We start from the raw sequence: 22,772 nt of genomic DNA, 5'->3' as shown, positions 1-22,772 counted from the left end.
CTGACTCGGTACATAGGACAAAAAATATTCGTACTGATCACAGGTTTGAAGCCAAATTCTGCATAACACGCGGGGGTAGCCCAGCCAGGTCAAAGGCGTAGGACTTAGGATCCTATCTCGAAGGAGTTCGTGCGTTCGAATCGCACCCCCCGCACTTGGAAAAAAAGAATGGGAGCTACGCAGCCCCTTATAACGTTTAGTCTTTCGGGGACCACTTTTTCATGAACTGGCCTTTACGGCCATTCTCGGTGGTGCGCTGCCTGATCCTCATATCGGTATGAGTCTTGGGGTTGTTTACACGTTCCTTCGCCATGCCTGTCACCTCCTTGTCTTTTGTCTATGAAATTTTAGAATAATCCAAACCCGCCCTTGCCTTTTGGCGTCTTCATCTTCGGCAACTCCATCGGCGGGAGCGAGACGTCGAAGGGGCTCGTCGATTTCTTCGCCGGCTTCTTCGGCTTCTTCTCGACCTTATTCAGGTGCTGCCCATGGGAGGCCTTGTTATGGCAACTGCCGCATAACGCCCTGCCGTTGACGATCGTGGTGCGACCGCCGTCGGCCCAGGCCTTCTTGTGGTCGTACTCGATGTCTCTGGGGTCGAGCGGCTTCTTGCACATTGCACATTTACCGCCCTGCTGATACTGCAACTGTTTCTTTTGCGAAGCAGTAAAGCTCCGCCGGGTATCCCGTTCTTTGTTGTTCTGTTTTTTCCATGCCGAAAGGATCGTCAAATCCGAACATTAATTCGCCTTCTTTAATAAATACTTGTATAATAAGCGGTTAATCTGCAAAGATATATACCTTTTGATGGTATATTATTTCGCCTAGCATAAGTGCCATAAAGGAAGTGTATATGGAAAAGCGACGGATAGTACCAGAAAATATGGCTATGTATCTGGCATCATCGGCACCACGTGCGCATGGCATGCCATGGATGTGCTGGATTGACCTGGTAGGGTTTTCAGCCCTTGTGGCATCTAAAAATTTAGCCTCAGTGCGATGACCTGGTATGTCTAACGATGTACTTTCATTGATCATCCAGCTAAACAAGAAACTCTGGTATGAAAGGGTTATCTCCGGATTGACGGGCAATGGAAGCCTCTCATATACTCTGGTAGCGCTCTACCCTTGAATAGAGACTTTTATGCAGGCCTTCAAGTGTGCGTCGCTTAAAAGCAGAATTAGGCCGGGATGCAGCCCCTTTTTAACTTTCTGGTTATCTTTATCTAATTACCTTTTTGAAAGCATATACTTATAAAGAGGCATTAACATCTCATTCCCACTCATTAAACGACCAGTAAAACCATCTTACAATTTTCATGGTGACAACTGGACTGCTGGCCAGAGTCTCCATTCCTCTCGAGCTGTACAGTCAACAATTAAAGCCTGACACCGGTGACGTCATGAGCATCCTCTTCGCTTTCAACGATACGCCTTACATGATAGCGATGGTGATCACCTGGATCGTTACGCTCCTCATGGCTGTGTACGTCTGGGTGCGTCGCACATCGCCGGGAGGCCGGTATTTTGCGCTACTGATGCTGATGATCAGCGAGTGGGCGGTGATGGCAGTCCTGGAGATGGCGGCGGTAGACCTGCCGACCAAGATTCTCTTCGGGAAACTGTCCTACATCGCGGTGGTATCCCTCGGCCTGCTCTTCTTCTCCTTTGCCATGGACTTTTGCGGGCGTAAAACCTGGATCCGGGGGAAGCAGGCGCTGGCCTTGTGGATCTTTCCTGCTGTCGTGCTGGTGCTGGCCTTCACCAACGAATGGCACGGCCTTTTATGGCCCAGTGTAACGCTCGGGCCTGTGCCGGGGGAAATGGCCATTTATAGCCATGGCCTTCTCTTTTACCTCTTTACCGCTTACGCCTATTTCTTCGCTTTTGTGGGCGTTATGGCGCTAATAGCTACTGCGATGAAATCGTCTGTCGAGCGTCGCGCGCAGATCTCGTCCGTGTTGATTGCAGCTGCACTGGTTATCGCCGGGAACCTGCTCTACATTTTCGGCGTTCGCCTGCCGGGCGGCATCGACCCGTTCCCGTTTTTGCTGGCGATCGCGTTCGTCTACGTCAGCTGGTGTATCTTTAGCAATCACCTCTTCGACATCATGACTATCGCCAGCGCACAGCTGATCGCCGATGCAGGCGATGGCATCATCGTCATCGACGGCCGGGGCATCGTAGTCGAGCTGAACGATTCTGCGGGTCGGATGATCGGTGTTGAGGGGGAGGCCGTAGGCATATCTCTGGATGACGTGCTGGTTCAGGCGCCGGGGCTGAAGAGCTGTTTACAGGATCGCCGGGAGACGCCTGTAGAGGCCCGGGCGGATAGCGGCGGCCATGTCCGGTGGCTGGACATCCGGTCATCCTGCCTGCACGACAGCCGTGGAAAGCCTTCCGGATGGCTATACGTGCTTCGGGATATCACTGATCGGAAGCGTGCTGAAGAAAAGCTGCAGACGGCGTGCGATCGGCTTATTCGCTCGAACGAGGCCCTGAAGAGAGAAATTGCAGATCGTGAGAAAGCCGAAGGCCAGGCTCTCGCGATGCTGCAGGAGAAGGAGGTGCTGCTCAAGGAAATCCATCACCGGGTGAAGAACAACCTCCAGATCATCTCCAGCCTCCTCAGCCTCCAGGCCGGGAGCATTACCGGAGAATCCCTCGATAAAAAGTTCCGCGAAAGCCAGGATCGTATCCGGACGATGGCGCTGATTCACGAGAAGCTGTACCAGTCGAAGGACCTGTCGCACATCGATTTTGAGGAGTACGTCGGCAGCCTGACCGGCTACCTGTCCCGGTCCTATGTGGCAGGCGGAAACGTCCGGATAGATCTGGACATCAGCGATATTTCGCTCGACATCGACGTTGCGATACCCTGCGGCCTGATCATCAACGAGCTCGTATCTAACTCCTTCAAGTATGCGTTCCCCGGGGGACGGCCCGGAACAATTTCCGTCCGCATGAAACGAGTCGCCGGGGAATACGAGCTGACCGTGGCTGACGATGGCAAGGGGCTGCCAGAGGGCTTCGATTTCCGCACGTCGCCCTCCCTGGGTCTACTGCTGGTCAACACCCTCGTCGGGCAGCTTGACGGGGTCATTATGCAGGTCGGGACCCGCGGAACCTGCTTTAAGATCACCTTCCCGGTCCCGGGCCCCGGAAAATGAGCGGCGGGCCGGACAGGGATCAGGAAACATGCATCTGCCCGATCAGGGTGCCTGTATGTTTCCTGCAATCCATTATGTGGTGGTCCGGCTGTCGCTGGTAAAATACGTTTGAGAGGCCGGGAGAATACTAATTAAAAAAATTTGGAAACTAGTTTTACAATCCTGCGCGCTCCAGTATTGTGTTTGCCACCTGCCCTGCGCTCTTGAACGGGAAATCTCCCGGCTTGAGGAGCTTTCCTGCTTCGCCGGCCGTCATCTTGACTCCGTCGGCCTGGCACGTCGTGTCTGCGCCGTTGGGGAAAGCGGCCAGCAGCTCCTGGGGCGTGTTGATCGGGAACTTTGCTCCGGCGAGGGCGCCGGTGATCTGCTTGTAGAACTCATTTCTCGCGGTCATGCGTCTGTAAACCTCCTTCGTTCATGTGTCGTTTTCTGGGCAGCTAGCATACCCGTATTATCTGTATGCCGGTGATAAATATATACATGAGCGTCATGAAATTGTACAAAGTACATCTTTGTGACCTTAAAAGTTATTGTGATAAAAAAATTTATCTGCCCGGCCGGGCTAGATATCCGTGATGGATAATTGTAAGCAGGCCAGCCGGGAGTTCGCCGAGATTAAAAAGCAGCTCGCGGAGGTTAAGAACGACCTCAGGAAGTATACTGAACAGACCAACCAGCAGTACTTCGAGCTACTGCTTGCCAGCTCTCGGAAGGACGTCACCCGGGCTCTGCAGGCCCACTTGCTCGAAGATATCGACGAAGGGCTGGATACAGGCATGGTGAAGCGCTGCGATATGCGGGAGACCTGCCGCAATACGTTCGGCGAAGTGCTCTCCCGGAACGCCGGGCTCATCCTGCTCGACAGGGTCGGCGAAGACCAGATCGGCGAACGCAGGGCCGAGCTGGAAAAGATCCGGGAAAAGGCGCCGTACAAGAAATGCAGCGTTTGCTTCACCGAGGTCTCGAAGCTCTTCGCGAAGGAGGTCAGCCTGATGCAGTCACTCCGGATCTATAATTCCGGAGAGGAACTGCGCACGAGTATCACGGCCCTGCCGGAAGAAGAGTTCGTCGAAAGCGTCCTGGATCCCCTTTCCAATAAGGCCCGTCTGCAGATCCTGAAAGCGCTGTACGTAGAAACGAAGACTTTCTCGGCTCTGTCGGAGCTCACCGGGCTTCGCGGGGGCAACCTGCTGTTCCACATCCAGAAGCTGCTCGATACCGGGATGATCCTTCAGAAGCACGAAGGCGGGGAATATCTCATCACTGAAAAAGGGTTTACGGTGATGAACAAAATCAATGAAGTCCACGCGGCCCTGAACTCTTAAGCCGGTGCCTTGAGATCCTTTTTTTCTTTTACTGCCGAAAAGGGTCAACAGAGTGCACTTTGTACATTTTTATAACGCTTAAGTATATAGTGGTATAGTATATATCTACTACTGGTGAACCATCTATGGTCAATTTAACAAACGAGATCAAGCAGGCGTTTGACACCGTAAAGCTGTTTCCGATCGCCACCGCCTCAAAGGCTGGAGAGCCCAACGTAACTCCTCACGGGTTCGTGATGCTGGTCGACGATCAGACTGTCTGGATCGGCGACATCTTCATGAAGACGACTCTTAAAAATGTCCAGGAAAACCCGCGGGCATCGATCTACCTGCACGGGCCCGAAACAAAGGGCTGCTATCAGCTAAAAGGGGACATCACAGTGAAATCAAGCGGTCCCGAGTTCGAGAAGCTGAACGAAATAGTCAGGTCTAAGATGCCCGGCGCGCATGCAAAGAACCTGTTGATCATGAAGATCACCGGAGTTTACCAGTGCGCCCCGGGCCCTGCTGCGGGCGACCAGATCCTCTGATTTTTATCGAGGGGATTTTCCCCTCCCCCTCTTCAGCCCCTCGCGTGCACTACCATCGTGTTCGCTATCCTGTCGAAGCCCCGCTGTTTCTCTTTGTTGAAGAAGATCAGCATGATCAGCGCGTCGATGACGATCAGGTTGTTGATGTACTTGGACAGGTTCCTGAGCAGGGCTTCCTTATATCCTGCCTTCGTGCCGTCGGTCTTGAGGACTTTCAGGCCCAGGAGGTATTTGCCGGCGGTGTAGCCATAGCGTCCTTCCAGGACGATGTAGTAGCCGAAAGCGATGATTATGACTGAGATCATGGTGACGAACATGAGCGCGAAGGCCAGGGTATATACCGGCATTGAATTGCCTGCCAGCGGGATTGCCGAATCTGTGGGCGAGTCAAGGGCTGCCATCACGAAGAACATCGGCGCCATTATGATCAGCGAGGCGACGACCATGATGATGTTGTCTATGAGGAACGCCGCCAGCCGGGGCCAGAAACCTGCTCTGCGGAGCGTGCCGGCATAGGATTTCGTCAGGCATTCGGCTGTCTCTAAGGGGGAGCCCATGTCCGCTTTCGCCGCTACGACATCGGCTGCCGTTACTCTGGCTGCGCCCCTGGACCTGGCGGCGCTCTCCGCTGCCTCATAGTAGGTCGAACGCAGTTCCTTCTCGATCTCTATCCGGTCCCTGTCATCTGCATTCGTGTTTCTCATGATCTCTTTCAGATTTTTCTCTATCTCCTGCTTTGCATCTTCGGCAAATTCCATGTTATTACCTCCCTATCCCTGGTATTTCCAGACTTTTCCCATCGCTTCGTTGTGCTTCTGCCATTCCCGCCGCATCTCGTCGAAGAATTCCCGGCCCTGGTCAGTTATCCTGTAATATTTCCGGGGGGGCATGCCGGCTTCCGTTTCCTTCCAGTAGCTGTTGATCAGCCCTTCGGTCTCCATGGTGTGGAGGATCGGGTAAGCGTTGCTCTCTTTCAGCGAGATGACTCCTTCCGTGATGCTGTTCAGCTCTCTGGTGATCTCGTAGCCGTACATGTCCCGCTTCGAGAGCAGCGAGAGCATCGCCAGCTTGGAGCTGCCTTTTCTCAATTCCTTGAGCCATTTGTCCAGATCGGTCTGCATCTGTACCACATACTATTACTTATGTATTAGTTATTACTTATGTATTAGTCTAGTATACCTATTAGTAATATGTACATAATACAATTATATATAGGTTTGCTTTTGTGGCCCAAGCATCGACAGCGACGGAAACTGGCTCGAGTTGGCAATAAAAAATCGCTTTACTTTGCTGTATGTGGTGAATTCCGGCGTTCCGGCTCACTTGAAAAAAGATAGCAAGGAGCTCTGTTGACGAGGTTATTCTTCCAGAGCCGCCTGCTAGAAACGGTTTGTGGCAATAATTTGACGCCCGCAGGGCGTCTCAGTTTACTGCTTTTAGGAACGCCTCGAAACCGACGCGCTCGATGGTTGCGCCCAGGCGCTCCGGGGCCTTGCCGTTTTCCCGGTAGAACGCGATGACCTTTCTGGCCAGTGCTACAGCCTGTTCTGCCGTCAGGCCTTCGGCGATCTCCCTGCCGGGCTTAGGCGTCCCTCCGCCCTTGCCGCCGACGACTGCGTTGAACCCTTTTTCGGTGCCGATGAACCCGAGATCCTTCATCCAGGAGTCGCTGCAGCAGTTGGGGCAGCCAGATACTCCCATCTTGAACTTGGCCGGCGCAGGCTTGCCGTAGAACTCCTCATCGAGGGCAAAGCCCAGCCCGGGGCTGTCCTGTCTGGCCTTCTTGCACGCCCTTGTGCCGGGGCACATCTGGATGCTCCTGATCGTCATGCCTATGGCCTTGGAGCGATCGTCGAACTCCGCCCAGGCGTCGTCCAGGGCTTCTTCACGTATTCCGATGATGGCAATGCGCTGGGCGCCCGTGATCTTCACGTACCTGGCGCCATATTTCTCGGCCACGTCGGCGATTTTCCTCAGCATTGCGGGCTCGACAAAGCCGCCGGGGATGTGGGGCGATATCGAAAACGTCTCCATGTCTCTCTGGATGATCGCTCCTTTTTCGGGTATGTTTGTCCTGGTCATAGTCTCCACCAAATAGTATAAATTAGAATTCTATGGCCTGGCCTATATTAACCATTTTTGGTTGGGCAGAGATCGGTTAAGCGAATAACCGACAATCTTAAGTGCTTTTCCCCAAATTACCTGTTTTGTTCAAAGCCTGAAAAACTTCTAATGTTGGGATATTGACATGGGCTGGAAAAAGCTTGTTCTGATACTACTGGTGGCCGTGGCTTTCACACTACTGGCGGCTCCAGCGTGCGCCGAAACTATCGTTTACTCCGAAGGTTTCGAAGATAGTGACGGGGGCTATCTGCACTCCGGTACCAGTGACCAGTGGCAGTGGGGGACGCCTGTAGCTCCGAACGGGCCGGGCGGTGCTCACCAGGGGTCTGGCTGCTGGGGCACCGCGATCACAACCGGCAGCGTGCCCAAAAACTCCAATTCGTACCTGACATCGCCGGCGATCTCGATACCGGCGCTTACCGCCGACGAAACTGCCCGGGTCCGGTTCTACGCCTGGATCTTCATCGACGAGATGCTGGACAGGGGCGAGTTTCAGGTCTCCGCCGACGGCACTACCTGGGTGACGAAATCTCAGTTCTTCAACAGGATGTCCGGCGAATGGACGGGCTACTATTTCGATGTATCTGAGTACTCAGGGCAGGATATATACCTGCGCTTCCGCCTGTACGCCGACAATAATGACTACTTTTTATCCACACCCTATAACATGGCTGGCTTCTATATCGACGACGTAGCTGTGGTCATATCTGAAGCACCCGCTACCAGGACGGCACTGACGCTGGAAGCGTCGGAGGACCTCAGCATATCCGCATCCTGCCCGTGGGTGGGCAGCTGGGATGGCTCCGGTTACCGGCTCGACAACGATGTCTATTCCACTGCCAGAGGCCCGGCTCAGGAGTACGTCGATTACTACCTGCTTAACGCGGCTACCGTGCCCCGGGACGGCAAGTATTCCTTCGTGTTGCAGGAAGTGAACGACGAAGCCTCCTATACTGATATGGTGAGGCTGATTACGATAGATCATCCGGCCAGCGTCAGGGTGGCTAACGATGAGGCCGGCAATATCTGGACCTACCATACTCCATCTCCGCCCCTGAGTGCAGTAGCCGATAATGGGAGCAATGTAGCAGCCATGGTCGCAACGGAGGATGATTACGCCGTCAGGCTTTACAATGGCGACTACGTTATCCTCGATTTCGGCAATGTGGACACCTCTGCTGGTGCTACCCTTGTGCTCAGGGCTCAGGGCTTCCAGCAGGACGCCGACATCGGAAGCCCTATCCCTGCCGCCCCCCGTATACTGGTGCAGACTCAGGATGCAGGGGGAAACTGGGTCACCGTCAACCACTTTTACCCGCGCATGGAATGGGCGACGAACGCGTACGATCTGGCAGGACACCTGACAAATAGTAAGCTTGTCAGGCTTTACTCCACCTCGTGTAACGAAGGTAAGTATCATCTGCTCGACTATGTCGGCCTGGATGCTTCCCCTCAGGCGCCGGTAGTCATCAACACGCTGGAGCCTCTTAGCGCTGTCCACCAGTCTGGCGGCGATCTTCTGGCGGCAGTGACAACTTCCGATAATGGCTACGCTTTCCTTGCCTCTGCAGAGTCGATGACGCTGGAGTTTGCTGTGCCGCCGGCGGCAGGAGAAGCCCGCAGCTTCGTCTTCATGTCTGAAGGCTACTATATCCCTATGGGTACTTATTTCGTCTACACTTACGATGGCGATGGCTGGGTGCAGAGAGACGCCTGGTCTGTACCCGTATCTGGCGACCAGACTCACGTATTCGACCTGAGCCTCTATCTCCCCGATCCGGACGGAGACTACAAAGTACGGATATGGCAGGACTACATGTACGATCCTGCGGCGATCGACTACGCAGGCCTGTCGCGTGGCGAAGTCCCGGGTAACATGGTGTATGCCCGTGACCTGTCCGCAGGCGGCGCCGATATCACCGGCACGCTTTCAGCTTCGGATGACGTAAGGAGGACCTGGCAGTACGAAGATGTTCGGAACCGCTGGGTCGAGATCGCCTGGGACGGCCTCGAGATCAACATGCCGCCCTCCTCCACCCCTGTCAGCGTGACTCCGGGAGGCCAGACGCCCACTATCTCGTGGACCTATACAGACACTGAAGGCGCTCCCCAGACTATGTACGAAGCGGAGGCCTGGACCGGCGCTGGCGGCACCGGGATAAACATCTGGGACCCGGCGCCTGCAACCACCTCTGCTACCTCGGTCACTTATTCCGGAAGCCCCCTGACCGACGGGCAAACTTACTATTTCAGGGTGAAGGTATTTGATGGAACTAGCTGGAGCGCCTGGGGCGAAACGAGCTGGGTAGCAGACTTGACAGTCACGCCTGCTCCGACGCCTACTCCTGTCCCGACGCCTGCTCCGACTCCTGCGGAACCGGGACAGCCGGTGTCGATCTCAAATCCCTACGGACACGAGACCGCCATCGTATATGTTAATGGTACCCGGGTGATGCAGATATACGACCCGATCAGCGGGACGATGATCTACGATGCCCTGGCAACGAAGACGCCAGAGCCTGCCGTTACTCCGTCGCCCACGGCTACTCCCGCTACTCCGACGCCGGCTCCGGCCACGGCTACCCCGGTGCCCACGCCTGCCTCCACCGAAGTGCCGTCGACAGCATCGCCTACACCAGCATCTTCCGGTGAAGGCCGGGGCCAGATGCCAGTACTGTATATGGCAGTGATCGGCTTTGCAGTACTCGTAATCGTCGCCGGGGCAGGCTACTGGCTGTTCTTCAGGCGGAGATAGAAAAGAATTCGGGGGTTAACCCCCCTTTTTATTTTATCATGCACCTGCATGTCTCCATAGTAACAGGCGCTATACATTTCCCTGAGGTACGAGATAATATCCGGCTGCGGTAGTTCACATAGTCACCGGCAGCCGTAGAGGAATACAATAAATCCGGCTTAGCGGCGCTTCTCAAACACCTGCTCGCATTTAGGGCATTTGTACTGAGCCAGCCTGACCGAGCTTCCGCTCTTGCGCTGGGCTACGTTCACATAACCTAAAAAGGCACTTTCTACATCACAATCTGGACACTTCAATTAAACACACTCTTTTACATGAACACGCTCTGACTTTATGTACCTTCGCTATGCCAGAACAAAATGATCGTCTCAATAGTCCTTCTTCGTGGTAGCGGCCGGCACAAACCCGCCCTTGTAGAATACGTTTACCCTGACCTTGCCGCCTCTCTCGAACAGGCGCATCTGCCGATCATAAGCCATGGGCGAGTGTTTGAGCCCCTGCTTCTCGAAGTGCCCCCTGATCGCCTCAAGGAACGCCAGTTCCTGTTTCAGGAAGCCGTTTTCGTACTCCCTCACTTCTCCCGCTATCTGCCGGCACTCTTCGTCCCCTATACTGGCATGGTAGCTGCCGTGCCTGTTCAGGCCGCTGATCTGCCTCCAGTCGAAGACTCCCTCGTCGTCCTCCTCCCGGTGGAGCATGTACGGGTAAATCCGGCAGATCTGCGGGCGCCGCTCGTAGATCCTGCACCGCCCCTTTTCCAGGAAGTGGCAGGTGCCGTCCCGGTTTGCCCGTATGGCATAGCCGGAAACGTAGAACTCCCCGTTCTGGTCGCAGAACTCGTAGTAAGGCGCCGGCACAAGGGCGCTCTCATCGAGGCTCCTGATAATTTCGGCATCGTCGTCGAGCAGGAAGGCATGATCATTAAAATTCCTGGTGCAGCACTTGCCGCAGAGGGTGCACTCGAAGCCTACGTCCTTGATGATCTGCAGGAACTGCTCGTCGGGGTACTCTTCGAGACCCCTGAGCTCTTCTTTTAGCTCCCGGATTTTGTCGTCGAATGAAAAAGCTGTAACCTGTGACACCTCCCGCGTCTTATCCGAACCTTGAAGTCATGTAGGTACGCTGTATGTTAAAATCATTTTGCGTACCAACAAGCTGAGAGAGTGGATGTTCGTCTCTCAACTCGTCACCGGCAGCGACCCCATCAGCGCGTAGAAGTGCTCCGGCTCGTGTGTACTGAAAAGCCTGTACCATGCGTCGAGGGTCGCCGGGGCGAACAGGTCCAGCTTTTTCAGGGTTTCGTATGCAAATTCTAGCGGGGCAACACCTGAGGCGGTGATGAGCGGGCCGTCGCATACTGCCGGCTTGTTGACATACATAGCTTCACCTGCGTAGGTAGGGCAGCACGCCTTCAGGAAGCCGAGGTCATTACTGGTATGCTTGTGCCGGTCCAGCAGCCCATTTGCGCCCAGGCCAATCGTGGCTCCGCAAATTGCTGCTACCGGTATGCTTCTCTCCAGCAGCTCCCTTACTACTGGGAATACTGGTGCATGGAACGGCTCCAGCCAGGTGTTTCCTCCGGGCAGGATGAGCAGTGCCACGTCTTCAGCGCTCAGTTCTGCCAGAGTCATATCCGGGAGAATCTTCACTCCGCCCATCGTGGTCACGGGGTTTAAAGTTAAGCTTACCGTGGCTACTTCGTACTTAAGCGTCCTGTCCTTGAAATACCGCCCGAGGCGGAGCTCTGCGATGAGCAGGGCTGGCTCCCAGTCGGCCATCGTGTCGAAAACATAGAGGTATATCTTCTTGATAGTGATCACACCTTTCTATATCAGCACCTTATGCTCCAGGTGGTATTAAGCCTGAGGTAACCTGTCCGAAAATAATCTCCCGGGTCAATATTATCCTGTGGGCATATATATCTCCGGCCCGGCTTAAAATGGAAAATTTTCCCGGCCTTACATCGGGTACACGGAGCTGGTGACGTCTTTGTCGACGATACACTCGTTCACGTTCCGGCCACAGCCAGGGCGCTGCTCGTAGATCCTGCACCGGCCCTTTTCCAGGAAGTGGCAGGTGCCGTCCCGGTTTGCCCGTATGGCATAGCCGGAGACATAGAACTCTCCGTTCTGGTCGCAAAACTCGTAGTAAGGCGCCGGCATCAAAGCGCTCTCATCGAGGCTCCTGATAATTTCGGCATCGGTGTCGAGCAGGAAGGCATGATCATTAAAATTCCTGGTGCAGCACTTGCCGCAGAGGGTGCACTCGAAGCCTGCGTCCTTGATGATCTGCAGGAACTGCTCTTCTGGATAGGCGGCGAGGGCTTCGATCTCTTCTATCAGTTTGCTCGTGGCACATAAACCCGGCGATCTCCCCGCATCAATGGAGAGCCAGTCCGGCAGGCCAGCTTCCTACGCTTGCCGAGCCGACGATTACGTTAGTCGCGGTATCGACGGCTACGACCTTCCCGGCAGGCCAGTCGCCAACAGTGGCATAGACTCTGTCACCCCGGGGGCTGATCGTAATGCCATATGGCTTGTTGTAAGTGCCGAAGCTGATTTTTGCCGTCACGTTGCCTGCTGCAGCATCGATCACCGTCAGGCTGTAATCGGCAGGAGTGACTACGTACAGGTACTTACCATCCGGAGTAGCTACGATACCGTTCGGCTCCGGTCCCACGTCGATGACTCCTGTCTGAGCGTAGCTTCTGGCGTCCAGCACTCTCACGTTGCCTTTATCTGTCATGCTTCCGTTCATGCAGGTGACGTATAGCAGGGAGCCGTCCGGGCTTACGGCGATGTCCCTGGGCATGTACCGGACATCGGAGGTATCCATTACCACGTCTCTTTCGGTGTCGATTATGTAAAGTGAATCTGACTTGCCTGAATCGACGCTCTCTACCTCGTGGCCGTAGGGGTTAAGCATCATCAGCGCCGGGATCTGGCATACGATGTAGAGCCGATCTCCGGCCGGGCTGAACGCCATTCCTCCGGGATTGACGCCGACGGTCAGCTTTTTGATCACGGTACAAGTTCCCGTGTCGATCACGGTCAGCATGCCGTCGGTCTGCCAGTCGTTCCGGTAGTGGGTGACGTATGCTTTCTTCCCGTCGGGGCTGACCTCTATCTCTCTCGGGGTCTCGCCGACGTCGATGATGGCAACCGTTGCCCTGTCAGTAGTATTGATGACTGTGACCGTGCCGCTGTTTTCGCTCGTTACATAAGCTCTCGTGCCGTCCGGGCTCAAGGCAATGTACTGCGGGTCCCACCACAGCTTCAGCGTGTCTGTCGTGTGATTTCCCGTATCGACGATGGTGACGGTATTGCCGCCACGGCTGGCCACGAAGATCTTTTTCCGGTCCGGGCTCAGGCACATGCCGACTGAATCGGCCCCTACCTGTACAGGCTGGCCGGGCGTGAGGCTGGCCTGTTCTATGCTGAACAGCATGCTGCCAGCTGCCGGGAGGACGTAGAACCGGCTGCCGTCGCTGAGGGCGTCGACGCCGTCTCTGAGGGAATACGTAGTCCAGAGCCCAATCTGCACTGGCGTTTTATCCGTCATTTCGCCTGTAGACGGGTCGATGACTGTGACGTAACTGCCGTAGTGCTCAGCGCACGCAGCGTACAGCCGGGAACCGTCCTCGCTCAGCGCCATGCCGAAGGGGATACCTCCTGTATTGATCGTCCTGATCACGGAATAATTGACAGAATCTATGATGTATATCCCGTTGATGTCCTTCTGGCTGCTCCCTGTGATCCAGCCTATGAAAAGCTGTACCAGGGTCACCGGTGACAGGCAGACGCAGGTCGAAGAGCTGAACTCGTCCCTGGCCGCATTGTTCACGCACGCAGCATATATCCTGCTCCCGTCGGGGCTGACTGTCAGGCTCATAGGAAGGCTGGCCAGCGCCACTGTTTCGGTTACACTGCAGGCCACAGTATCGATCACGAGGATGCTGCCGCCTTTGAGGTCGGCCACGTATAGCCGGGAGCCGTCGGGGCTGAGGGCCATGCCTCTGAGTGCCTTTCCATCTGTCGTAATCGTCCCGGCGATCTGCATGGTACCTGTATCTACAACGCTGACGTTGCTGCCGCATTTCACGTAGAGCCTGCTTCCGTCCGGGCTGATCACCGTCCGGTCTGCACCCTGGCCTACCTTAACATTGCTAATGACCCGTCCGGCATTGACGTCTATGGCTGAGACGGTGCCGCTTTGCGAGCCTACTACGTAGAGGATGGTGCCATCGGGGCTGACTGCCACACCTGCCGGAGACGAGATGCCCTCGATACTACCTGCCACTGTCATACTACCGGTATCGATGATCGAGATGTTCCGGCTCTGGTGGTTACACACGTACAGTTGAGGCGACGGAGGGCTCGATCCGGCACAAGCCGTGTCCGCGCAGGCTGTTAACAGGATGGTGGCGAGAACTGCACAGCCGGTCATTAATAACATCAGTCTTGCTGTGCCGGACCACGCGGGCGAAGCTCTGTCCATATTACCGTCCTCCGCTGGCTGGCCGTTCTTCGGCGGCCTTGTCGCCGGCAAACTTCAGCTGAAGTATCCATGCCCCGTAGATAGTGCCTGCCAGAGCGCAGATGGCAACTATGATCAGGATTTTTGCCGGCGCACAGTCCAGGATAGCAGAGAGGTTGGAGGTGATGATGTCCGCAGAGCGAAAGTCCGCAGATGCATAGGGCGTGTACCACAGGGTTAAAAACCGGTTGATCGTGTCTCCGGCGATCGACACAAGTCCTGCCAGTGCGCCAGTAACCGCTGCCACAGCAATCGCACCGTTTAACGTCATGGCCTGCGAGTGGCGTACTGCAATTACTGCTGCAGCAATCAGCAGGGCAAGCAAGGCCACCTGGCCGGGTAAACCATAGGTGATCATGCAGACGTTTACCGATGACGCCGTATCGCTACCGGCGTTGAACAGCGACAGGGCCATAGAGGCAAGTCCGCTTAGCATTGAGTATGCGGCCATCGCGGCGCCCGCCAGGAGCCCGGTTTTGATGGCGCTCATATATGACAGCCGGACGGTGGCACTGGCATCAGCGGCCTTCCTCATCTCAGTTTTGCGGAATACAGCCATGTACATGAGGCCTCCGACCGTAGCCATGATCAGGCCGTTGAGGAAATATTTCGTCCCGGCTTCGATGAGGATACCCTGTACATTATACTGCCTTATGATCGCCCCCGCCACGTTGCCCGCACCGCCGGCAATGCCTGTCAGCGCACCGGCAGCCAGCGCCCCTTTCAAAGCATCTGTGACTCTGATGTCCCGGACATTTATCACGTGTACGGCGAGAGCGCCAGCTACCAGAGAAATGATCAGGAAGAGCAGCACTTCCAGAAAGTTCAGGGGCATCGAATACTGGCCCCCTGTTATGGCGTGGCCGGCCAGAAACATAGCCAGAACTACTGATCCGCAGGCCAGGCCAGCGAGAGCGGGACGTACATAGCTGATCTGTGCACCCGGCGCTTTCCTTTTTCGCGCCATCCCCGACACCGCGGCGTAAGATATTCCACCGATCGCAGATATGGACAGGCAGACCAGTACGAAGATCAGGTACTGTGCGACCATAAACAGGGATATGATTAAAACATAAGCAATGGCAAAAACCGCCTCGAGAGGGCTTTTAAAGGCAGCGCCGCCGACGTAGGCTACGGCAAAGCAGAGGATGCCTGTCGTCAGGAGAAGTAACGGCACTGACCCGGCGACTGTCGACGCCTTTATTGTGTCTATTATCGATGTCGCCTCGCCAGCCGTCACCCGGGCTGCGACGGCTCCGATGAGGCCGAACGTGCCCAGCGAGCTTGCGATGAAAAAGAAAATCCACTGTATGCCCACGAAATCGTTGTCGTAGCCTCTGGGGATCTTATAGTACTCTTTCATGTCCTGATCGGCCATAAACATGGAAAAAGCAAACAGCCCTAGCATAACCAGGGCTCCCGTAAGCCCGGCAATTATGGCTTTCTTGTATAGCGTCCCCAATTCTCTACCCATCAATCAATAGCTTGCTTATTATATAAGGATTTAGCTTTAAACTTGTCTTATAAGTGGCAATATAAAAATTTTACAGGGAATTTTTCATGATTTCGTAACTCAAAAAAGGCAGAGTATAATCGGATTGCAATCATATCGCTATCTATTTACGTATGTGAATACTTATACTAAATGTATGAAAAATACTAAAAGTACCCCTACAGCCCCCTCTGGTCTTAAAACGATCAAGATTGCCGAGCACACCCACGATCAGCTCCAGATTATCAAAGTCCTGCGAAAAGAGAAGACGCTCTCCGATGCCATCGATTCGGTATGCCGGGACGTGGCCTTTGATCAGCAGCTCAGCAAAGACCTCCGGGACTTCGGCATGACACTGGAAGGCACTTCTCCTAAGTATGCCATCCACGATGCCATCGTGCTCCTGTGGGAGGACCGGGTGATCGACGACGACCTCTACGTAGAGCTCGAAAAACTGAAGTCCGTCATCGGGTGCGAGACGATGAACGACGTCTACAAGTTTCTGCTTCAGGAGTACCAGCAGAAAAAAGAATAGCCGCTACTTTTCTGGCTGCAGGCTGCGGGTGACAGTCCCGTCGCTTTTTCCAGTACGTGTTTATACCGCTGCAGACCACGGGGCAGGCCAGACCGGATTATTTTATTATCTGAACGGCGTTTCCTGCGCCATTCTGCCGCTAAAGGCTTCCTTTATCTCTACCTCTCCCTTTTTATTCGTGACCACCCGGCCCTCCGATCCGCAGAGCGGGCAGTTGACGTACGCGCTGGCTCCACCCTGGCCTGTGACTCCGTCGGTCATGTACGCAAACTCGTTGACACTGGCCTGCATGACGTCCAGGTCTCCCCTGTAAAACATCCTGACGATATATACCGAATTATGTGCCTGACTATGTTGCAGGTGTTTCTTGTTCGGGCTTTCGCTCGTGGCGCTGGCGCACTCGTGCTCTACGTAAAATACCCGGCCTCCGTTCAGCCTGAATGCTGACATCACTTACCTCCTGAGTCTGCTTATGTCATGCGGGCCGATCCCCGATACGCACAGCCATATTTACGCCATGCGATCCGGAATGCCCCATTAATCTTTTTCTTCGGTGGCGCAAATAGCCATCAGGAGGAAAAAAGCGATAATGGGCTCTCAGGGATATATTTTATACAGCCGTATCACCTGTGTCTGCCGGGAACTCGACGATAAACCTTGCTCCGCTGGCGTGTGTGCCCGGTACCCTGTCTTCTACACCAATGGTGCCTCCGTAGTTTTCCACCAGCGCACTCACAATATATAGTCCGAGGCCTCTGCCTTTCTGTTGTGAACGCCCCGTATTCACGCGGTTGAAGATTGCACACTTGCTGGTGTCGGGTATCCCGGGTCCGTTATCCTCTATGAGTATCCGATAGTACTTTTTATCGTTCCTGAGTATCGTTTCTGTGATGATGTCTATGTTCAGCGGCTTCTCCGGGCTGGAGTGCTTTATGGCGTTGCCTACCAGGTTCGAGAATACCTCCCTCAGCAGGTAGTTTGCCTTGATGGTGAGCCCTCTCGTCGAGGTGTAGTTGATGTTGATAATCCTGTCGATCGACCCGTTGTGCTCTTTCACGATATCCTCCAGTACCTCGCCTATGTCGATCGGCTGGTACTGGACTTCTCTGGCCTGAACTTTCTTGATCATCTTGATGTTGCTGATCAGCCTGGAGCTGTTGGTGAACGCCTCGAGCGGCTTTTCGATATGTTGTTTGCTCTCCGGCCCCAGCCTTCCCTCGCTCTCGAGCTTCATCATGGCGATCTCAAGGTGGCTCCTGCCGATCTGATTGATGTTGTTGATGTCGTGGCTCATGATGTCCATATATAGCTCGACCTGTCTCTTCGACTCGGCCAGCTCCCGCTCGTTATGCAGTTGTTCGGTGATGTCCTGGATGATGCCTGCATATCCAGAGATCTCTTTTCGGCCATCCAGCAGCGGGAACAGTCTCATAGAAACGTATGTTCCCTCTGTCTTGCCACTGCTGCAAAACATCATCTTCGACACGCTGTAGCTCTCGCCTTTCTTTAGCCTGCCTATGGCTGATATCATGCCCTCGTCCATCCTGCCCAGGTACTCGAAGAAGTTCAGCTTCCCGATGATGGCTGCCCTGTCCATGTTGAGGAGCCTGGTCATCGGCTCGTTTACTATCGCAAGGCGCCCGCTCACGTCGCACAGGAACATCGCGTCGGGGGAATTTTCGATGATGTCCTGAACATAAGGCCTGGCATCGCTGATCTGTCTGCTGATCGTGGTCAGGAGCCTGTCTCTGCTGTCGGACAGGTAAAACAATAGCGATATTGCCATAAACACCAGCGATACAGTGTAGATGATGTCCGTCAACACGGATATTTTATGTGAGAAGACCGTGCTGATCTGGAGCATCCACCGGATCTCGAACAGCACGTCTGCGATCATGTTGACGGCGGCAAACCCGCATATGACGCTTACCAGGTATTTCAGCTCATCCCTGATGTCCATGTTCAGGAGCTTGAAGCATAGCAGGATGATTATCAGATCGACGACCATGTAGACGAGCAGGGTGACCATGTCAAACGCTCTCGGGTCGCCCCAGTCGATGCCGGCCGCGACGAGTGTCACAGTTGTGGCAATCGCTATAATCCCTATGATATTGATGAGTAAGTTAATCGGCTTGCTCAGGTACCACTGCCGTGAGTGCCTGATCTCCAGCAGGGCATAAATCATGATGAAGTAAGCGAAAAGGTACCCGAACCCGCTGATATAATAAACGATGGGGTCGGCCTGGATCTGAAAAAATACTACCTCCCAGAGCAGCGTGGTCAACGACCAGACCACCATGGCTGCCGCGAAAAACCAGATAAATTGCCTGACGTGCTGGTCGGTCTCCCTGAAGTATATCCTCACCAGTATGAGTACTATTAAAATCGGCCACAGGACCTGTATCGTACCATAGAAAAAGTTCGAATAGAGCGCAGGTAATAGCAAAGCTATTATGTTTAGCACTATGGTTGTCCCTACTGCTGCAAGCATAAGCTTCCATGTATCAAGCTCATGCATACCTGCCTCTACTCCACCCATTGCTCATTACTTAACTTCTTGAAGATTTAAATATTTCGGCGAATATCTTATTATGGCCAAGAAAAAATTTGAAATTTTGATATGCGCCAAATTTAAAGTTTTAATAAAAATTGCGGGGCAGGGAAACCCGCCCCTGTCGACTCTGTACTTTTTTAGATCACGTTCGATACGAAGATAAAGTACAGGAGGAAGATTACTGACACAATCCACATCAGGGGGTGGACATCCTTCCACTTGCCGGACATTACCTTAATCAGGCAGTAAGATATGAAGCCGAAGCCAATACCCTTGGAGATGCTGAAGGTAAAGACCATGCCCACGATGGTGAGGAAAGCTGGCAGAGCATCCTCGATCTTGTCCCATGCGATGTCCTTGATCGACGTGATCATCAGGTAACCGACGATGATCAGGGCAGGCGCTGCGGCTGCCATCGGCACAAAGTATGCCAGGGGCACGAAGAACAGCGCTGCGAGGAACAATATTGCGACGGTGACTGCAGTCAGGCCGGTCCTGCCGCCCTGGGCGACGCCCGAGGCGCTTTCGACGTAGGTCGTGACTGAGCTGGCACCGAAGGCACCACCGATCATGGCTGCGACGGAGTCGACCAGCAGGACGTTCTTCAGGCCGGGGAGCTTGCCCTTCTTGTCCAGCATCCTGCCCTGCTCGCCTACCGCGACTACGGTGCCCATAGTGTCGAAGAAGTCGACCATCAGGAACGCGAAGATTATGGGGATGATGGCGATGGACAGTCCCTGGAATGCGATCGGGGAGAACGCTCCGAAGAACATGCCGAAAGACTCCAGGGTCGGAATGGCGAAGATCTGGCCGGTCAGCCCAGCAGGAATGTTACTCATCCCGGCGGGCAGCGCCTGGATCGTGTTCGGGACGCCCTCTATGTTGTACATGTTAAAGGCGATGCCCATGGCGTTTCCGGCTACGCAAAGGACGAGCCCGAGGATCGTGGACAGGATGATACCATAAAGAATGCTGCCCTTGACCTTGAAAGCCATCAGAGCGATAATGATGAGAAGTGTTACAAATGCCATTATGACCATCGGGTCGTAAAGACTGCCGAACGCGATCAGAGTGGCCGAGTTCCCGACCATAATCTTCGCGTCCATGAAACCGATGTACGCGATGAACAGGCCGATTGCGGCGCCGATGGCAAGCTTGAGCGACTTCGGGATGGCGTCCATGACCATCTCTCTCAGGTTCGTCAGCACGAGCAGCGTGATCAGCGCGCCTTCGATGACGATCATGAGCATGGCGGTCTGCCACGACAGGCCTAACCCGATGACTACGCCGTACGTGAGCACGGAGTTAAGCCCCATGCCCGATGCCAGCGCGAACGGGTACTTGGCGACGAAGCCCATGAGTAGCGTCGCTACGGCAGCGGCTACACAGGTGCCTACGAAGACCATCGTGAAATCCATTCCTGCGGCGGACAGTATGATGGGGTTCAGGATGATGATGTAGGCCATCGTCATGAACGTCGTCAAACCGGCCAGCAGTTCTGTCTTAATAGTTGATTTTCGTTCCGATATCTGGAAATAGTTGTCAACAATAGAAACAATAGACCCGGGTTTACCGGAGTCTTTAGGGGTTTTCTGCTGATACACCTAACCACCTCTACGACTATTGTTGATAGGGCTTCTAGATAAACATTTGCTTTTTATAATTAGATTTATCTGATTTGTATTCATATGCTTGAATAATTTTCGCCAAACGGTCTCCCCATAAGCCGGTTTACGACAGTAATGGGAACGCCCTCTGATGTCTGGCAGATCTAGCGCCAACAAGGATATGTACCATCAACTGATTTTTTACCTTGACGAGTGCCGATCACCATGGGATTTAAAAAACCGGACGAATCGCCCTACCTGATGGTGGGGATCGAGCTCATTATCGCCATAGCTGTTTCCCTGTTTTTCCTGTCCATTGCCATGAACAACTTCCAGGCGCTGCCGGCGCAGGCCGGAATGCTCATCCTGATGCTCCTATGCCTCCCTCTCTTACTCATCATCTACTGGACTGCCGGTGACGCAAAGCTAAAGCCAGTGGTGCTGGGGCTGATAGCGTTCTTCGCTCTCCAGACCGTGTCCGGGGTCTTCTGGTACGTCCTCCCGCAGGTCGAGGCGGCTTCATTTATTTACGCCATTCCGGCTGTGGTAGACGTCGCGATGCTTCTGATGCCGCTGGCGTACCTTCCTCTGTTATACGTGCTGGCCGTCGCCGTGCTCACCATCAGATACTCCCCGTCACCCATGCTTTACATTATCCTGGGATCGTCACTGGGGGCCATCGCGAGCGTATCTGCCTGCCTCGCCCTTTACATTTACAGTAATCCCGGATCGCTGTTCAGCGTGCTGATCTTCGGCTATGCTATGATCGGCGATCTCCTGGTAACGGGCATGTGTGCCCTCCTCCTCATAGCCAACTTCCGCCGTGTCGTCCGGTACCTGTACGGGATCATTCTGGTCTCGTTCTTCCTCAGCTTCGTGGGGGATATGCTTGGCGCACTCACCGGCCTGGGCATCGCCGACGTGACGAACTACTCTCAGATCACCTATTCGATCATGATGGCCTTCGTGACTCTTGCCCTGCTGCTGTACTCCATGGGCAGCGTCAACCGTGTTCTGGTAGACCGGCTGAACAGGGAGCTGTACGATACGAGGCGCCTGGTAGACGACCTGCTGCGGCACACGCCCGATGCCATGTGCGTGGCAGATGTGGATGGCAAAGTCGTCCGGGCTAACGATCAGTTTTGCCGGCTGCTGGGCACGAATCAGGACGGGATCGTGGGGTCTTTTAACATTTTCAACGACTGCGACCGGCTCGGCTCCGGCCTGTGCGGGCCGGCGAAGCAGCTAAAGGGGGGCGTCTCTACGACGGTCCACCGGGCGAGCGCAGGCCTCGAAGGCCGGCTTTTCCGGGTGAAGATGTTTCCCACCTACTCCGCGACTGGCCAGGTCTCCAGCTACATGCTGACCTTCGAGGACGTCACTGAACTTGAACAGGCGGTTGATGATCTGAGGCGGGCGCACGATGAACTGGAAATGAGGGTGGTGCAGCGTACGGCCGAACTGGCAGAGACTAACAACGCGCTGTCCGGGGAGATCGAAGAACGGAAGCTGGCGGAGGAAATGCTCCGCACCTCTCTGGCCGAAAAGGATGTCCTGCTGAAAGAGGTCCACCACCGGGTAAAGAATAACCTCCAGATCGTGACCAGCCTGCTCAACCTGCAGGTCTCGGACCTCAAAGACCCGCACGACGTCAGCATCTTCCGGGAGAGCCAGAACCGGATCAGGTCCATAGCACTGGTACACGAATCCATCTACCAGTCCGACGACCTCTCCCGTGTCGATTTCGGCAGGTATGCCGAGTCGCTGACCTGGCAGCTGTACCAGACTTTTCATGGCCAGCTTAACCAGCAGGTCCGGCTCACCGTCGACGCCCCCGGAGTCAGGCTCGACGTCAACAAGGCCATCCCCTGCGGTCTGATCATCAACGAGCTGCTGACCGGGCTTTTCAGCCGACACGCAGCCTCCGGGCAGGCTGGAGAAATATGCCTGACAGTCCGTGAGTCGGGGCAGGGAAAACTGGCTCTGACTATAAGAGACGAGCAAAATGTCGGCACTGTGACCGGGAATCCCGGGAGCATCACCGCCGACATCGTCGAGGTACTGGTAGAGCAGCTGGAAGGGACCCTCTCAGTCGATCAGGCTGACGGTATAACTTATACTATAGTATTCGACATCTGAGCCGT

At 54.6% G+C, this 22,772-nt stretch carries 20 protein-coding genes and 1 tRNA gene; 8 read left to right on the top strand and 13 right to left on the bottom strand.

Translation table 11 applies throughout. The features are described from left to right. Window positions 1-69: 69 nt before the first annotated feature. Window positions 70-154: transfer RNA gene (locus RCI_RS04785), tRNA-Leu, on the top strand. A gap of 193 nt (window positions 155-347) precedes the next feature. Here RCI_RS04785 and RCI_RS04780 read toward each other — a convergent pair. Continuing rightward, complete coding sequence (locus RCI_RS04780; protein ID WP_012035271.1) at window positions 348-731, bottom strand: HNH endonuclease; 384 nt, start codon at window positions 729-731, stop codon at window positions 348-350. 588 nt (window positions 732-1,319) lie between these two features. Between RCI_RS04780 and RCI_RS15690 the strand changes: the two genes are divergently transcribed. Continuing rightward, entirely contained in the window at window positions 1,320-3,170 is a 1,851-nt protein-coding gene (locus tag RCI_RS15690) for a sensor histidine kinase (RefSeq protein ID WP_012035269.1), read from the top strand. 154 nt (window positions 3,171-3,324) lie between these two features. Here the strand turns inward: RCI_RS15690 and RCI_RS04770 are convergent, their stop codons facing one another. Beyond that, a complete protein-coding gene (locus RCI_RS04770; protein WP_012035268.1) occupies window positions 3,325-3,564 on the bottom strand; it encodes an MTH865 family protein in 240 nt (79 codons plus the stop codon). 181 nt (window positions 3,565-3,745) lie between these two features. On the opposite strand from RCI_RS04770, the gene RCI_RS04765 reads away from it, so the two are divergent. Both RCI_RS04765 and RCI_RS04760 read left to right on the top strand, forming a co-directional pair. After that, on the top strand, window positions 3,746-4,495 hold the full coding sequence (locus RCI_RS04765) for a winged helix-turn-helix domain-containing protein (RefSeq protein WP_048198061.1): 750 nt from the start codon (window positions 3,746-3,748) through the stop codon (window positions 4,493-4,495). A gap of 125 nt (window positions 4,496-4,620) precedes the next feature. Continuing rightward, a complete protein-coding gene (locus RCI_RS04760; protein WP_012035266.1) occupies window positions 4,621-5,025 on the top strand; it encodes a pyridoxamine 5'-phosphate oxidase family protein in 405 nt (134 codons plus the stop codon). Between the two features lie 32 nt (window positions 5,026-5,057). Here the strand turns inward: RCI_RS04760 and RCI_RS04755 are convergent, their stop codons facing one another. The 3 genes from RCI_RS04755 to RCI_RS04745 all read right to left on the bottom strand — a co-directional run bounded on the left by RCI_RS04755 (window position 5,058) and on the right by RCI_RS04745 (window position 7,107). Continuing rightward, complete coding sequence (locus RCI_RS04755) at window positions 5,058-5,783, bottom strand: RDD family protein (RefSeq protein WP_048198059.1); 726 nt, start codon at window positions 5,781-5,783, stop codon at window positions 5,058-5,060. 12 nt (window positions 5,784-5,795) lie between these two features. After that, window positions 5,796-6,146 carry a PadR family transcriptional regulator gene (locus RCI_RS04750; protein ID WP_012035264.1) on the bottom strand — a complete coding sequence of 117 codons (351 nt, stop codon included), beginning with the start codon at window positions 6,144-6,146 and terminating at the stop codon, window positions 5,796-5,798. A gap of 301 nt (window positions 6,147-6,447) precedes the next feature. Continuing rightward, window positions 6,448-7,107, bottom strand: a complete 660-nt coding sequence (locus tag RCI_RS04745) for an NAD(P)/FAD-dependent oxidoreductase (protein ID WP_048198057.1) — start codon at window positions 7,105-7,107, stop codon at window positions 6,448-6,450. A 166-nt stretch (window positions 7,108-7,273) separates the two neighbouring features. Here RCI_RS04745 and RCI_RS04740 point away from each other — a divergent pair, with 166 nt between their 5' ends. Beyond that, complete coding sequence (locus RCI_RS04740; protein WP_012035262.1) at window positions 7,274-9,904, top strand: fibronectin type III domain-containing protein; 2,631 nt, start codon at window positions 7,274-7,276, stop codon at window positions 9,902-9,904. Window positions 9,905-10,272: 368 nt separating this feature from the next. On the opposite strand, the gene RCI_RS04735 is transcribed toward RCI_RS04740, so the two are convergent. The 3 genes from RCI_RS04735 to RCI_RS04725 all read right to left on the bottom strand — a co-directional run bounded on the left by RCI_RS04735 (window position 10,273) and on the right by RCI_RS04725 (window position 12,117). Continuing rightward, complete coding sequence (locus tag RCI_RS04735) at window positions 10,273-10,986, bottom strand: YkgJ family cysteine cluster protein (protein WP_012035261.1); 714 nt, start codon at window positions 10,984-10,986, stop codon at window positions 10,273-10,275. 96 nt (window positions 10,987-11,082) lie between these two features. Further along, window positions 11,083-11,724 (bottom strand): type 1 glutamine amidotransferase family protein, encoded by a 642-nt coding sequence (locus RCI_RS04730; protein WP_012035260.1) that lies wholly within the window; start codon window positions 11,722-11,724, stop codon window positions 11,083-11,085. A 138-nt stretch (window positions 11,725-11,862) separates the two neighbouring features. Continuing rightward, window positions 11,863-12,117, bottom strand: coding sequence for a YkgJ family cysteine cluster protein (locus RCI_RS04725; protein WP_231844976.1), 255 nt, complete (start codon window positions 12,115-12,117; stop codon window positions 11,863-11,865). Window positions 12,118-12,123: 6 nt separating this feature from the next. Here RCI_RS04725 and RCI_RS17310 point away from each other — a divergent pair, with 6 nt between their 5' ends. Then, complete coding sequence (locus RCI_RS17310; RefSeq protein WP_158308871.1) at window positions 12,124-12,264, top strand: hypothetical protein; 141 nt, start codon at window positions 12,124-12,126, stop codon at window positions 12,262-12,264. Window positions 12,265-12,283: 19 nt separating this feature from the next. On the opposite strand, the gene RCI_RS04720 is transcribed toward RCI_RS17310, so the two are convergent. Together RCI_RS04720 and RCI_RS04715 are read right to left on the bottom strand one after the other, a co-directional pair. Then, on the bottom strand, window positions 12,284-14,401 hold the full coding sequence (locus tag RCI_RS04720) for a YncE family protein (RefSeq protein WP_012035258.1): 2,118 nt from the start codon (window positions 14,399-14,401) through the stop codon (window positions 12,284-12,286). A gap of 1 nt (window position 14,402) precedes the next feature. Beyond that, the gene (locus RCI_RS04715; protein ID WP_148266528.1) at window positions 14,403-15,914 is read right to left on the bottom strand and encodes a hypothetical protein; all 1,512 of its coding nucleotides are present in this window, start codon (window positions 15,912-15,914) and stop codon (window positions 14,403-14,405) included. A 175-nt stretch (window positions 15,915-16,089) separates the two neighbouring features. Between RCI_RS04715 and RCI_RS04710 the strand changes: the two genes are divergently transcribed. Further along, entirely contained in the window at window positions 16,090-16,467 is a 378-nt protein-coding gene (locus RCI_RS04710) for a hypothetical protein (RefSeq protein WP_048198051.1), read from the top strand. A gap of 105 nt (window positions 16,468-16,572) precedes the next feature. On the opposite strand, the gene RCI_RS04705 is transcribed toward RCI_RS04710, so the two are convergent. The 3 genes from RCI_RS04705 to RCI_RS04695 form a co-directional block, all read right to left on the bottom strand. After that, window positions 16,573-16,917, bottom strand: coding sequence for a hypothetical protein (locus RCI_RS04705; protein ID WP_048198049.1), 345 nt, complete (start codon window positions 16,915-16,917; stop codon window positions 16,573-16,575). A gap of 160 nt (window positions 16,918-17,077) precedes the next feature. Further along, complete coding sequence (locus RCI_RS15685) at window positions 17,078-19,006, bottom strand: ATP-binding protein (protein WP_012035254.1); 1,929 nt, start codon at window positions 19,004-19,006, stop codon at window positions 17,078-17,080. A gap of 152 nt (window positions 19,007-19,158) precedes the next feature. Next, window positions 19,159-20,625: an NCS2 family permease gene (locus RCI_RS04695; protein WP_012035253.1), complete on the bottom strand. Its 1,467-nt coding sequence runs from the start codon at window positions 20,623-20,625 to the stop codon at window positions 19,159-19,161. Window positions 20,626-20,853: 228 nt separating this feature from the next. Between RCI_RS04695 and RCI_RS15680 the strand changes: the two genes are divergently transcribed. Next, window positions 20,854-22,767, top strand: a complete 1,914-nt coding sequence (locus RCI_RS15680) for a histidine kinase dimerization/phosphoacceptor domain -containing protein (protein ID WP_148266527.1) — start codon at window positions 20,854-20,856, stop codon at window positions 22,765-22,767. Window positions 22,768-22,772 lie beyond the last annotated feature (5 nt).

Source organism: Methanocella arvoryzae MRE50 (assembly GCF_000063445.1).
Lineage (GTDB): Archaea > Halobacteriota > Methanocellia > Methanocellales > Methanocellaceae > Methanocella_A > Methanocella_A arvoryzae.
The sequence above is the reverse complement of the archived record's forward strand: the minus strand, read 5'-3'. Positions and strand labels throughout refer to the sequence as shown.

What these genes read in the sequence shown, in the direction of transcription:
- RCI_RS15690 (WP_012035269.1), top strand. Translation starts at nt 1,320, where the DNA reads ATGGTGACAACTGGACTGCTGGCCAGAGTCTCCATTCCTCTCGAGCTG.
- RCI_RS04770 (WP_012035268.1), bottom strand. Translation starts at nt 3,564, where the DNA reads ATGACCGCGAGAAATGAGTTCTACAAGCAGATCACCGGCGCCCTCGCC.
- RCI_RS04765 (WP_048198061.1), top strand. Translation starts at nt 3,746, where the DNA reads ATGGATAATTGTAAGCAGGCCAGCCGGGAGTTCGCCGAGATTAAAAAG.
- RCI_RS04760 (WP_012035266.1), top strand. Translation starts at nt 4,621, where the DNA reads ATGGTCAATTTAACAAACGAGATCAAGCAGGCGTTTGACACCGTAAAG.
- RCI_RS04755 (WP_048198059.1), bottom strand. Translation starts at nt 5,783, where the DNA reads ATGGAATTTGCCGAAGATGCAAAGCAGGAGATAGAGAAAAATCTGAAA.
- RCI_RS04750 (WP_012035264.1), bottom strand. Translation starts at nt 6,146, where the DNA reads ATGCAGACCGATCTGGACAAATGGCTCAAGGAATTGAGAAAAGGCAGC.
- RCI_RS04745 (WP_048198057.1), bottom strand. Translation starts at nt 7,107, where the DNA reads ATGACCAGGACAAACATACCCGAAAAAGGAGCGATCATCCAGAGAGAC.
- RCI_RS04740 (WP_012035262.1), top strand. Translation starts at nt 7,274, where the DNA reads ATGGGCTGGAAAAAGCTTGTTCTGATACTACTGGTGGCCGTGGCTTTC.
- RCI_RS17310 (WP_158308871.1), top strand. Translation starts at nt 12,124, where the DNA reads ATGATCATTAAAATTCCTGGTGCAGCACTTGCCGCAGAGGGTGCACTC.
- RCI_RS04720 (WP_012035258.1), bottom strand. Translation starts at nt 14,401, where the DNA reads ATGGACAGAGCTTCGCCCGCGTGGTCCGGCACAGCAAGACTGATGTTA.
- RCI_RS04715 (WP_148266528.1), bottom strand. Translation starts at nt 15,914, where the DNA reads ATGGGTAGAGAATTGGGGACGCTATACAAGAAAGCCATAATTGCCGGG.
- RCI_RS04710 (WP_048198051.1), top strand. Translation starts at nt 16,090, where the DNA reads ATGAAAAATACTAAAAGTACCCCTACAGCCCCCTCTGGTCTTAAAACG.
- RCI_RS04705 (WP_048198049.1), bottom strand. Translation starts at nt 16,917, where the DNA reads ATGTCAGCATTCAGGCTGAACGGAGGCCGGGTATTTTACGTAGAGCAC.
- RCI_RS15685 (WP_012035254.1), bottom strand. Translation starts at nt 19,006, where the DNA reads ATGGGTGGAGTAGAGGCAGGTATGCATGAGCTTGATACATGGAAGCTT.
- RCI_RS15680 (WP_148266527.1), top strand. Translation starts at nt 20,854, where the DNA reads ATGGGATTTAAAAAACCGGACGAATCGCCCTACCTGATGGTGGGGATC.